The organism is Pedobacter nototheniae (genome assembly GCF_004335085.1).
GTDB lineage: Bacteria > Bacteroidota > Bacteroidia > Sphingobacteriales > Sphingobacteriaceae > Pedobacter > Pedobacter nototheniae.
In genome coordinates this window covers 176193-188962 of record NZ_RQRS01000003.1, presented here as the reverse complement: position 1 = coordinate 188962, position 12770 = coordinate 176193, and the positions used below count along the sequence as shown (strand labels likewise).

The window sequence follows — 12770 nt, the reverse complement described above, 5'->3', positions numbered from 1 at the left end:
CCTTTAACCTTATACCTTTAAACTCAGAGGCTACGCCTCGTTGTTAACTTTATGCCAAATCATTACCTGGTTACCAAATATTTTAGAGAAACCTTTAACATCTTCTCCACTCCAGGCGTTGTTCATTTCACCGTAGCTACCAAATTTATTACTCATTAAATCATGATTAGATTCAATGCCAATAATTTGGAAACGATATGGCAATAACTCAACAAATACTTTACCGCTTACTACTTTCTGAGTATCAGCTAAAAAGCTTTCAATATTGCGCATAATTGGATCATGAAATTGACCTTCGTGCAACCAGTTACCATAGAATGATGACAATTGCTCTTTCCAGCTTAACTGCCATTTAGTTAATGTATGTTTTTCTAAAGTATGGTGTGCTTTTATGATAATAATTGGAGCCGCAGCCTCAAAACCAACACGGCCTTTAATACCAATGATAGTATCGCCCACATGGATATCTCTTCCAATACCATAAGCTTGAGCAATGGCTTGCAATTTTTGAATCGCTTTAACTGGTGCTAATGTTTCACCATCTAATGCAACTAATTCGCCTTTTTCGAAAGTTAATTCAATTTTACGGCTTTCAGTTTTTGTTACCTGAGTTGGCCATGCACTTTCTGGTAAAGTTTCGTTAGAAGTTAGAGTTTCTTTTCCACCTACAGATGTTCCCCACAAACCTTTGTTTATTGAGTATTGAGCTTTTGCCGCACTATATTCAACACCATGATTGTTTAAATATTCTATTTCCGCTTCGCGGGATAATTTCAAATCTCTGATTGGGGTAATAATTTCGACACCAGGAATTAAGATATTAAAAATCATATCGAAACGAACCTGATCGTTACCAGCCCCTGTGCTACCGTGTGCTACATAATCAGCGCCGATTTTTTTTACATAATTGGCAATTGCTGTTGCCTGGCTTACACGTTCTGCACTAACAGAAAGCGGATAAGTAGCATTTTTTAATACATTACCAAAAATCAAGTATTTAATACACTCATTATAATAATCTTCGGTTTCATCAACCACAGCATGCGAAGCCACGCCTAAAGCGTATGCACGTTTTTCAATTTCCTTAAGCTCTTCTTCAGAAAAACCACCAGTATTTACAATTACAGAGTGAACCTCCAAGCCACGATCCTGTGCAAGGTAAATACAACAAAATGAGGTATCCAAACCTCCGCTAAAAGCTAAAACGACTTTTTTCTTCATGCTATTTAAATAATAAGGTAAATAAAAACAAAAGGGCCTTTAACCCGGTTTTTGGTTTCGGTTTAACAACTAAACGTTGTTTAATGCGCATAAAACGCTCATATAATTTGGGTTTCTTTTCTAATTCTTCAGCAAAACGCTTGGCTGCATCATGCTTTTGGGTAGCCGGATCGTAAAGCATAGCTGTACACATGCAGTTTTTACGCTCCTTCATTTTTAAAATTTCGAAGTTAACGCAACTTTGGCACCCTTTCCAAAATTCTTCATCCTGTGTTAATTCAGAGTAGGTTACAGGCTCATACCCTAAATCGGAATTGATTTTCATTACGGCAAGACCGGTGGTTAAACCAAATATTTTTGCTTTAGGATATAGTGATCGAGATAGCTCGAAAACTTTTTCTTTAATGGCATGGGCCAAACCAGCTTTTCTAAATTTCGGACTTACTATGAGGCCTGAGTTGGCTACAAACTGACCGTGGCTCCAGGTTTCGATATAGCAAAACCCTGCCCATGTACCATCTTTATGGAAGGCAATTACCGCTTTGCCTTCTTCCATTTTTCCGGCAACATATTCTGGAGAACGCTTAGCAATGCCCGTACCACGAGCTTTCGCAGATTCTGCCATTTCAGTAACAATTTCTTCTGCAAACACACGATGTTCAGAGATTGCAACCTGTACTATAAATTCATTAATATCCATTCGTTTTCTAACGAAAAATTAAGGTATTCTTGTTAATTGGGTTTTTAGAGAGGATCAATTCCTCATAGTATTAGTAAGATGTACTAAATACGCGGCGTAAAATTTTGCCGACTTAAGGGGTAATAGAATGCGGACCGAAAATGATTAATAAACATACTCTTCTCAGCAACGACTTGCGCTGTGAAAACAGAAAGTTTATATAAAAATTGTTTAATCATTTCTTGCGTATTAAAACGGCTTTAACTCTATTGAGGTGCAAAGGTTTAAATAAAAATCGAGTTACGCAATATTATGCCCATTTTTTTATCATTTCTTCTGAATTTTATTGGATTCTCCTGACTAAAAGTGGCTATATCCTTTAGATGATATTAAAAACGTTAAAAAGACAATAAAAAATTAACATCTGCTTAACATCATTTAACACTATGCAATGCCCGTTAAACACAATATTTGCATGCCTGTAGCGAATACCACCTAACAATCGTTTTAACTGTACAGGTCAGTTCAAATTAAAACCTAAAAAAGAATTATGAAAAATTTTACATTATTAAAAAAATCTTCTCCTAAACTACTTCTTTTACTAACCATGGCAGTTTCTATAGTTGCTTGTAAAAAGACAGACACTACAGAAACGCCAGTTACAAATTTAAGGGTAGTAAACTCTTCGCCTACTGCTGCTACCTATAATGTTTATTTGAGTGGTACTCAAATAAATTCGGTTGCGCTACCATTTGCTGGCGCATCTGTTTATAAAGCAGGCTCACCTGGAACTTACACTTTAAAGTTTACTACGGCCAGCAATACTGAAAGCTTGCTTAGTAAAGATTTAACGCTTGCACAAAATAAATACTCTTCTTTTTATTTAATTAATAAACCTGGTCAACTCGATGGCTTATTAACGACCGATGATGTAAGCACACCGGATGCAACTAAAGCATACATCCGTTTTATAAATTTATCTCCTGATGCTGCGGCACTAGATTTAGCAAAAACTGGCGCAACTACTCCATTAATTAGCAATAAAGCTTTTAAAGCTATTAGCGGTTTTATTGCTGTAGATGCCGGTTCTATTTCTTTTGATGCCAAAGAAACAAGCGGTGGTGCTGTAAAAATTACGCTAGCAGGCACAACTTTAGCCGCCGGCTACCATTACGATGTGATTTTTGGAGGTTTAGCTAATCCCGCAAGTGACGCCGAAAGACCATTTACGTTGCAGGTACTTAAAATTCAATAAATTTAAATCATACACAAATAAACCAGGATTGTCTTTTTGTAAGGCAATCCTTTTTTAATGCCTATTTTTTTTATATTCACTACAAGAACTAGGCAATCTTAGTAATTTCCCTCGCTTGCTACCAGCAGCGCTCTCTTTAACTCCCAATACACAGGTACTTTAACCCTTTTTAGTTTGGTTTTTAACGCATTTTTCGGAATGAAATGTTAAATACGCCGTCCTTATTTAGAATTAGTCAAAATAATTTGGATTCTAAGTTTTTGTGCCGTTATTTTGCGGCTGTTTAGAATTAATCCAAATAAAAGACGATATGCGTAAATTTTTACTTCTCAGTTTAACAGTTCTCCTCTCCATAATAAGTACAACTGCTTTTTCTCAGCAACTTTCAACCATTAAAGGTACTATAACCACATCAGATGGTAAACCTGCAGCCTATATTTCTGTTGGTTTAAAAGGCAAGGGCCTAGGCAACGAAACGAATGAAAACGGAGTTTTCGAAATCTCAAGAGTTAAGGCAGGTGTTTATACTATACGGGCTTCGGCAGTTGGTGTAAAAACTACAGAAAAAACGATTACCGTTATTGCGGGAGAAAACCTTACTGTTGATTTTGTTATTAGCCAAAGTGCCAATCAGTTAAGTGAAGTAAACATCAATCGCGGCAAAACAAATAAATATGCCTCAAAAAAGAGTGATTTTGTAGCAAAAATGCCGATCACCAACCTTGAAAACCCTCAGGTTTATACCACAATTGGTAAAGAAACTTTGGCAGATCAGTTGGTATTTTCTGTAGATGATGCAACAAGAAATGCAACAGGGCTTCAAAAAATGTGGGAAGCTACTTCTCGCGGTGGCGATGGTGGTGCTTACTATGCATCAAGGGGTTTTATTGTACAGGCAAAACTAAGAAACGGGATTGCTGGTTTAGTAACCAGTCGTAATGATGCTGCCAACCTTGAAAGTGTTGAAATAATTAAGGGCCCATCCGCTACATTATTTGGTAGTACATTAACTTCATACGGTGGTTTAATTAACCGTGTAACTAAAAAGCCTTACGAAGGCTTGGGCGGAGAAGTAACCTACTCTGCAGGTAGTTACGATTTTAACCGAGTAAGTACAGACTTTAATTTTCCTGTTGATAAAAACAATAAAATTTACGCTCGCTTAAATACTTCTTATAATTACAAAGGTTCTTTTCAGGAAAACGTATATGACAGAGGAATTTTTATCGCTCCAAGTTTATCTTACAAAGCAACGGATAAGTTAGACTTTAATTTTGATGCGGAAATTTCAAGTGGAACAAATACTTTAAAGCCTTTTGTTTTCTTCTATTTTCCTGTAAAAGATTTAGGATTTGACAGAGCAGATCAAGCTGGTATTAATTATGAAAAATCGTTTACTGGCGATGCAATGAAGCAAAAATATAAAAGCACAAACTTTTTTGCTCAGGCCAATTATAAGTTTAACGAAAACTGGTCGTCACATACTAATTTTTCATCAAGCTATAGCTTTTCAAATGGCCGCGGAACTTATTTGTTTTTAGTTCCGAATAAAAATATTCCCGGAGGAAATCCGGCAGCAGGCCCCGGAGCTGAAAATCTTTCAAGAGCAGATCAATCAACAGATAACAGCAAAGTTAATTTCTACGAAGTACAACAAAACTTTAATGGAACTTTTAATATCGGATCAATTAAAAACAGAGTTGTTATTGGGTTAGATTATTTACGCCGCAACTCTGATCAGTTATTTTATTCGATTAATACATTTGACTTTACAAACAAAAACGGAAACGGTGCCAATTATAATAATTTCACCGAGTATAATCTAGCAAATTTCTACGCTGCAAATGCTAAAGACCCAGCTACGGTTTTCAATTATGCAGATAATGGAATATCTAATACTTATAGTGCTTATGCATCTGATGTGATTAACTTAACGGATAGATTAATTGCGCTTGCTGCTTTAAGGGTTGATAGATTTAGCAATACAACTTATACAGACCGTGCGCACTCAACACCTCCTACAGCTTACAAGCAAACGGTTTTCTCTCCAAAATTCGGTTTGGTCTTCCAACCAATTAAAGATCAGCTATCGTTATTTGCCAACTACCAAAATGGCTTTAACAATGTAAACGGAATAGATTATAAAGGTTCTGCATTTAAGGCAGAACAAGCCAACCAAATTGAGGGTGGTGTTAAAATGAATGCTTTTGGCAACAGACTTACTGGTTCGGTATCTTATTACTACATCAAGGTTAAAGATATTGTTAGAGGTTACAGTGGCGATTTATCAAATCCTAATGCTAGAATTCAGGATGGAAATAAAATCAGTAAAGGTGTTGAAGCCGAAATTATTGCCAATCCAGTTAATGGCTTAAATATTATTGCTGGTTTTGCTTATAACGATAATCGCTTGGTAAATGCAGATGCAGATGTTGAAGGAAAAAGAGATGCTTATTCTGCAGCTCCATATTCGGCAAATTTATGGATCAGTTACAAATTTATGGATGGTGCAATTAAAGGTTTTGGCTTAGGTGCTGGCGGAAATTATGCTAGCGATAACAAAATTGTAAATAGCATTAGTCAGGGTGTTTTCATCCTTCCAGCTTATAAAGTATTTAATGCTTCAGTATTTTATGACCACACCAGATTTAGAATTGGTGCTAAGGTAGACAACTTTACAAACAAAAAATATTGGACAGGTTACAGCACCATGAATCCTCAAGATTTAAGAACCGTTACCGGTAGCGTTACCTATAAATTTTAATACTTAAATAAATTAACGATCAATGAATAAACTTAGAGTATTAGCATTAACAGCAGGGATGTTGTTTTTAAACATGATTGCATTTGCACAGCAGTTTGCAACAATAAAAGGTAAGGTTACTACCGCAGATGGTAAAGCAGCATCCTATATCTCAATTGGTTTAAAGGGTAGTAACTCTGGAAACACAACGGATGAAAAGGGTTTTTATACTCTGCATAAAATAAAGCCAGGCACTTATACAATTGTTGCATCTGCTGTAGGAATTAAGCCTTCGGACAAAACAATTACAGTTATTGCCGGAGAAAACAAAGAGGTAAACTTTACTCTTGTAGAAACCGATCAGGCTTTGGAAGAAGTTACCATTGCAGGAAAAAACAATCGTTATAAAATTAGTTTACCTTCTGCATCCTTGAGATTAAATGAACCTTTACTTGAAGCACCTCAAAACATACAAATTGTGAGCGATCAGGTGCTAAAAGATCAGCAAATTATTAGCATGAGCGATGGTTTAATCAGAAATGTTAGTGGTGCCGTAAGGATGGAGCACTGGGGAGATATGTACACCAACATAAGCATGAGAGGTTCGCAAATTCAAGCTATGCGCAATGGTTTTAATGTGGTGAACTCTTTCTGGGGCCCGCTAACAGAAGATATGAGTTTTGTAGATCATATTGAATTTGTTAAAGGACCGGCTGGCTTTATGTTAAGCAGTGGCGACCCGAGTGGAATGTATAATGTGGTAACTAAAAAACCTACTGGCTTTAACCGTGGCGAAGTTTCTTTTACCGCCGGAAGTTATGGTTTGTACAGAACAACTGTAGATTTTGATCATAAATTAACAGATGATGGAAAGTTATTATTCCGTTTAAATACAGCTGTTCAAAACAAGGGCTCTTTTCGCAAGTATGAGCAAAACGATAGATATAGCTTTGCGCCTGTTTTAAGTTATCAAATTACTGATAAAACTAAGTTAACGGCTGAATATACTTTCCAAAATGCGAAAATGACGGAAGTTGGTTCTTACTATCTTTTTGCTCCAGGTGGCTATGCACAATTCCCTCGTGAATTAACTTTGACTCAGCCTGGATTACCGCCTACAAGAATGAAAGACCATAGTTTGTTTTTAAACTTGCAACATAACTTTAGCAGTACCTGGAAATTAACCTCTCAGGCGGCTTATTTCAAATACCTTCAAAACGGTTACAGCTCATGGCCATCCTCTGTGAACGCTAATAACACTCTAATTAGAAGTGTTGGGATTTGGGATGCAGAAAGTAGCATGAAATTGGCTCAGTTATTTATTAACGGTCAGATTAAAACAGGTGGCATTAACCACAGAATTTTAGCTGGATTTGATGGAGGTAAGAAAAACTATATAGCAGACTGGGGGCAATCTCATGACTTAGATTTAGCATCTTCTCCTTTCGATTTAAATAATCCAAATTATGGTTTCCCATCCAATGGTTATCCGGATTTTGACCGTACAACACCATTGAAGCAAAGAGCAATCAACGCAGGTGGATTAATAGATTCCAAATACTTAAGCGGATACCTGCAGGACGAATTAGGTTTCTTTAATAATGTTGTTCGTTTAACACTTGCTGGCCGTTATACATATGTTAATCAATCGGCTTGGGGTGGCGCTCCTGATAAAGCAAAACACTTTACGCCACGTGTTGGTTTAAGCGTATCGGTTGATAAAAGCACTTCAGTTTATGCTGTTTACGATGAAGCCTTTTTACCACAAAGCGGAATATTGCGCAATAATGGTAAAGTAGAACCAATTACGGGTACAAATAATGAAATTGGGATTAAAAAAGATTGGTTTGATGGAAAGTGGAACACAACATTATCTGTTTATAGAATTAATAAACACAACGAATTAACACCCGATCCAACGAACGCATTTATTCCTAATCCAACTGATCCTACAAACCCAACTAAAGAGAACTACAGCGTTGTTTTGGGTACAAAAAGAGCGCAGGGTGTAGAATTTGATTTAAGAGGAAAAATAACTAACGGGCTAACTTTAATTGCAAACTATGCCTATACGGATGCAAAAGTAACAGAAGTAGCACCTGGCGTAACATCTATCAATGTTGGAGATGTAGTGCCAGGCTTTGCAAAACACGTAGCTAATGCATGGCTAACGTATACCATACAAAACGGCGCTTTAAAGGGTTCAGGAATTTCTGGTGGTTTTACTTATCTGGCAGATAGAGCCACAGATGGCTGGAGCGTTGGGTTGCAAAAGCTTCCAAACTATTTTAAACTGGATGGAGGTTTATTTTACGAACATTCTCAATTTAAAATCACCGGTAATGTTTTCAATATTTTGGATAAATACTTATACAGTGGTTCTTACTACGAATGGTTAAATGCTTATTACACACAAGCAGAGGCACCTAGAAATTGTAGAGTTAGCGTAGCATACAAATTTTAATCCCCGTTGGTGGCGGTTTTCAGATGATCGCTACCAGCTTTTAAACATATAACCTCAAAATTATGAAAACTAAAATCTCTCTATTACTCCTTTTCTTTGCATTTAGCGTTTCCAGCGCTTTTGCTCATGCATTGTGGATAGAAACTTCTTCTACAGGTAAAAAAGGACAAGCGCAAGAAGTGAAAGTCTTTTTTGGCGAATACGAATCCAAAGAACCAGATTCGGCAAAAAAATGGTTTAGCAACTTAAAAGAATTTAGCTTGGTTTTAACAGCACCAAATGGGAGTACAAAGGTTTTAACTGCAACACCAGATGTGCTTTTCTTTAAAGCTACTTTTACTCCAGATCAGGATGGGACTTATAAATTATCAATTGTTCATGAAGTAAAAGACATTTACGAACATGCTAAAATTGAATATTATGCTTTTGCTGACGTAGCTGTTGGAAATGCTAAAAATAATTTGTCTTTCCCAGCAAGTGCAGCACTAATTATCAAACCAGAAAAAACTTTTTTAAAGGTGGGCGAAACAACCACACATGAATTAGTTTACAATAAAGCACCTTTTGCAAAACAAAAAGTTAGCATCATTAATCCTGATTGGACAAAACAAGAACCAGAAACCGACGCAACAGGCAAATACACTTTTAAAGCTGTGCAAAAGGGAAATTATTTCCTCGAAGCATTCACAGAAGATAAAACACCTGGTACTTTGCATGATAAAAGTTATGACAAAGTATGGCACTTAGTAACTTATTTTACTGAGGTTAAATAAGTTATATACCCTAAATTTATACCCAGTTGGCTTTTTTATAGTCGACTGGTCTTTTTTATTAACACCATTTAAATGGCAACTACAAAACAAAACCCAAAAACGAAATCTAAAAAATCCAGATTAAGGAGGATAAGCGATTGGCTGCACCTATGGCTCGGCATAGCATCAGGGCTTGTTGTTTTCCACTTAGGTGTTACCGGTTGCATTTTCGCTTTTCAAAAAGAGATAACAGAGTTTATCCACAAAAAGGAAATGTTTGTAGATGTTCCAGCCAACCCGCAAACAATTGCATTAAGCACTTTAAAAGTAACTGCAGAAAAGGCTTTGGGGGGCAAGAAAAAAATATCATTCATTAATGCTTATAAAGCACCGGATAGAGCTTGGGAATTTGGTACCTACAAAGAAGGCAATTCTAAAGCATTTTGGTATTTTGACTCAATAGATTACTATGATTTAGTACTCATCAATCCCTATTCGGGAAAGGTTACCTTAGTTGCCGATTATAAATATGAGTTTTTTGGAATCATTAAAATGCTCCATTGGAGTTTCCTGATTAATCATCCAATTGGGCAGCAAATTATTGGCTGGGCTACCTTTATTTTTGTTTTCTTACTTATTTCAGGCATCGTAATGTGGTGGCCTAAAAACCTGAAAAAATCTAATTTCGATAAAAGTTTTAAGGTTAAATGGAGTGCAAAATTTAAACGGATCAACTACGACTTACATAATGTGTTAGGGTTTTATGTAGTAACAATTTGCTTGGTGCTAGCTTTAACAGGAATGGTTTGGGCATTTCAATGGTTTCAGGCAACGGTTTATGTTGTAGCATCAAGAAGCATTACGCCGCCTGTAAATATTACTGGAAAATCAGACTCCACACAAACCAGTATTAAAAACCCATTTGATATTGCGTTTGAAACTGCTAAACAAAAATTTAAGGATGCCGATCGTATTGGCATGTCTCCAGCATTTAGTACAGGTAGCGCAGTAATTTACGCCAATGGTTATAAAGGAAAACAAACCTATTACAACTATGATGAATTACAATTTGACCAATACACCGGAAAAATATTAAACAAGAGAGATTACTCTGAAAAAAATGCTGGCGAAAAGCTAATCGCTATGAACTACGATATCCATGTTGGCGCAATTTTGGGCTTGCCTGGTAAAATTTTAGCCTTTCTAGCAAGTTTTATTGCTGCAAGCTTGCCCATAACCGGATTTATAATTTGGTGGGGCAAAAAGAAAAAGAAAAAAATACCCGCAATAGCGGAAAACAATAAATCCTAAAATAAATAATAATGAAATTTTTAAACCTAGTTTTAGTCTTAACAGGATTAGTTACTGTTAAAGCAAATGCCCAAAGCAAATTGGAGCAAGATAGAAAAGCAATAAAATCGTTAGCTGGCTTTTATGAGGTTAACTTCAACTATGGCGAAGTAACCGCACCAGATACTGCCTATAAATTTAGTAAGCCTTACGAAAGTCATGGTAGTGAATGGGCTGAAATTATTGTTGATGAGCCTAAAAGAATTGTAATTCAGCATATGCTAGCTATAAACGATACGACAGTAATTAAACACTGGCGCCAGGATTGGACTTATGAAGATGCCGATATTATGCTTTACACGCAAGATAATGCCTGGAAAAAGGCAAAGTTAACTGCTGCTGATGTAAAAGGCACGTGGACACAAAAAGTGTATCAGGTAGATGATAGCCCACGTTACCAAGGTTACGGAACATGGAGCCACGTTGGCGGTCATGATTCTTGGCAAAGCGAAACCGATTCTCCACTTCCAAGAAGAGAATCTACAGTGCGTAAGGATTATAATGTTTTAACCCGAGGCAGTAGAATTACCATTACTCCAAAAGGTTGGATGTTTGAGCAGGATAACAAAAAAATTATCCGTACCCCAAATGGTGATAAATTGCTTGCAGTTGAAAAAGGCTATGAAGAATTTACTAAAATCGATCCTAAAACTTTTGCTTACGCTCAAAAATGGTGGAATAGCCAACAAACTTATTGGGCAGATGTACGTAGCGTTTGGGCAGATATTATTGGTTCAAACAACACCTTTAAAGTAAAAACAATGGCTAATGGCAAATTACTTTACGAAACATTATTTGCACTTGGTGATCAATCTATAAAAGAGAAATGGAGCGCTTCAAAAAATAAAGAAAAAGTAAAAACAGCCTTACAACCTTACTTGGCTAATTAAGAAACTGTTTAAATTTTGTTTAAAAAATGATCGTCATTCTGAACTTGTTTCAGAATCTATCTTAAAAGGCCCTGAACTAAATTCAGGGCGACGGAGTAAAATATTTAGTGAAATTTAAACAGTTTTTAAAAAAATTAACCCATTTAAAACGCCATTCTATTTTGCATAGAGTGGCGTTTTTGTTTTATGGCTGCAATGATTAAATTATGCCATATTTAGATATATGAAAAACAGCTTCGTTATTTTCCTCTTATTGATTGCTTCCAGCACCTTTGCCCAAGATTCTACCTATACCAGAAACATGGTAGATACCCTAACTGCTAAAACATTTTGGGGCCGTGGCTATACTAAAGATGGAATGACAAAAGCTGCGGATTTTTTGGCATCAACCTATAAAAATATCGGCCTTTTGCCAATGAGTAACGATTACAAGCAAAATTTCAATTATCCTGTAAATACATTTCCGGGTAAAATGCTTGTAGAGTTAAATGGTAAAAAACTTAAGCCAGGTATAGATTTTTTAGTTACCAATGAAAGCCCAGGCTTAAAAAAGAAAACCAAACTAGTACAAATAGACAGTTCAAAATTTCAATCATCACCTAATTTAGTTGTGCTTATTAAAAATAAGCTAACATGGTCTGTCGCTACAGAAGTTTCTAATTTAACTACAATAGAACTAAATGGTAAAACTGTTAAAGAACGACCAGAAAAAATTAACATTGATGTTGAAAATAAATTTATAGAAAGCTTTAATGCATCTAATATTTGTGGGTTTGTAAAAGGAACTCAATTTCCAGATTCAATTTTAATTATTACGGCACATTACGATCATTTAGGTGGCATGGGAGGAGATATTTATTTCCCTGGCGCTAATGATAATGCCGCAGGTGTAGCAACCTTATTAAGCCTTGCAAAATATTATATTGCAAATCCGCAACCCTATTCTATTGGCTTTATTTGTTTCGCAGGGGAAGAAGCTGGTTTATTAGGCTCACAATATTTTGTTGAAAACCCACTAATACCACTAGGCAACATTAAATTTTTAATTAATCTGGATTTAGTAGGTACTGGAGAAACAGGTATGACTGTTGTAAATGCCAGTGTATACCCTAAAGCTTTTAAACAATTGAACGATATTAATAACGAATATCAATATATCCCAAAAATAAACTCCAGAGGAAAAGCGGCAAATAGCGACCATTATTTCTTTACGGAGAAGAATGTTCCTGCGTTTTTCTTTTATACGCAAGGAGGAATTTCAGCTTATCACGATGTATTTGATAAACCCGAAACTTTACCTCTTACCAAGTACAATAATTTGTTTAAGCTGATAGTTAAATTCAATCAAAAATTGCAGAATCAATAATTATACTTTAAATATATATCTTATCTAAAGTCAATTTTAAGGAGTTGGGA

At 36.0% G+C, this 12770-nt stretch carries 9 protein-coding genes; 7 read left to right on the top strand and 2 right to left on the bottom strand.

What is annotated here, in order from left to right:
* Positions 1-30 precede the first annotated feature (30 nt).
* Together argG and EHC72_RS04320 are read right to left on the bottom strand one after the other, a co-directional pair.
* Positions 31-1221 carry an argininosuccinate synthase gene (argG, locus tag EHC72_RS04325; protein WP_131536439.1) on the bottom strand — a complete coding sequence of 397 codons (1191 nt, stop codon included), beginning with the start codon at positions 1219-1221 and terminating at the stop codon, positions 31-33.
* 1 nt (position 1222) lies between these two features.
* Positions 1223-1921, bottom strand: coding sequence for a GNAT family N-acetyltransferase (locus EHC72_RS04320; RefSeq protein WP_131536438.1), 699 nt, complete (start codon positions 1919-1921; stop codon positions 1223-1225).
* Positions 1922-2450: 529 nt separating this feature from the next.
* Between EHC72_RS04320 and EHC72_RS04315 the strand changes: the two genes are divergently transcribed.
* From EHC72_RS04315 to EHC72_RS04285, 7 genes are all read left to right on the top strand, one after another.
* The gene (locus EHC72_RS04315; RefSeq protein WP_131536437.1) at positions 2451-3155 is read left to right on the top strand and encodes a DUF4397 domain-containing protein; all 705 of its coding nucleotides are present in this window, start codon (positions 2451-2453) and stop codon (positions 3153-3155) included.
* A gap of 310 nt (positions 3156-3465) precedes the next feature.
* A complete protein-coding gene (locus tag EHC72_RS04310; RefSeq protein ID WP_131536436.1) occupies positions 3466-5919 on the top strand; it encodes a TonB-dependent receptor in 2454 nt (817 codons plus the stop codon).
* A 22-nt stretch (positions 5920-5941) separates the two neighbouring features.
* Entirely contained in the window at positions 5942-8362 is a 2421-nt protein-coding gene (locus EHC72_RS04305; RefSeq protein ID WP_131536435.1) for a TonB-dependent receptor, read from the top strand.
* Between the two features lie 62 nt (positions 8363-8424).
* Positions 8425-9135, top strand: coding sequence for a DUF4198 domain-containing protein (locus EHC72_RS04300; protein WP_131536434.1), 711 nt, complete (start codon positions 8425-8427; stop codon positions 9133-9135).
* A gap of 72 nt (positions 9136-9207) precedes the next feature.
* Positions 9208-10425, top strand: coding sequence for a PepSY-associated TM helix domain-containing protein (locus EHC72_RS04295; protein WP_131536433.1), 1218 nt, complete (start codon positions 9208-9210; stop codon positions 10423-10425).
* An 11-nt stretch (positions 10426-10436) separates the two neighbouring features.
* The gene (locus EHC72_RS04290) at positions 10437-11354 is read left to right on the top strand and encodes a DUF6607 family protein (protein WP_131536432.1); all 918 of its coding nucleotides are present in this window, start codon (positions 10437-10439) and stop codon (positions 11352-11354) included.
* Positions 11355-11577: 223 nt separating this feature from the next.
* Positions 11578-12720: a M28 family metallopeptidase gene (locus tag EHC72_RS04285; RefSeq protein ID WP_131536431.1), complete on the top strand. Its 1143-nt coding sequence runs from the start codon at positions 11578-11580 to the stop codon at positions 12718-12720.
* Positions 12721-12770: the final 50 nt, after the last annotated feature.

Coding starts and splice junctions, on each gene's coding strand:
- argG (WP_131536439.1), bottom strand. CDS start 1,221: ATGAAGAAAAAAGTCGTTTTAGCTTTTAGCGGAGGTTTGGATACCTCA.
- EHC72_RS04320 (WP_131536438.1), bottom strand. CDS start 1,921: ATGGATATTAATGAATTTATAGTACAGGTTGCAATCTCTGAACATCGT.
- EHC72_RS04315 (WP_131536437.1), top strand. CDS start 2,451: ATGAAAAATTTTACATTATTAAAAAAATCTTCTCCTAAACTACTTCTT.
- EHC72_RS04310 (WP_131536436.1), top strand. CDS start 3,466: ATGCGTAAATTTTTACTTCTCAGTTTAACAGTTCTCCTCTCCATAATA.
- EHC72_RS04305 (WP_131536435.1), top strand. CDS start 5,942: ATGAATAAACTTAGAGTATTAGCATTAACAGCAGGGATGTTGTTTTTA.
- EHC72_RS04300 (WP_131536434.1), top strand. CDS start 8,425: ATGAAAACTAAAATCTCTCTATTACTCCTTTTCTTTGCATTTAGCGTT.
- EHC72_RS04295 (WP_131536433.1), top strand. CDS start 9,208: ATGGCAACTACAAAACAAAACCCAAAAACGAAATCTAAAAAATCCAGA.
- EHC72_RS04290 (WP_131536432.1), top strand. CDS start 10,437: ATGAAATTTTTAAACCTAGTTTTAGTCTTAACAGGATTAGTTACTGTT.
- EHC72_RS04285 (WP_131536431.1), top strand. CDS start 11,578: ATGAAAAACAGCTTCGTTATTTTCCTCTTATTGATTGCTTCCAGCACC.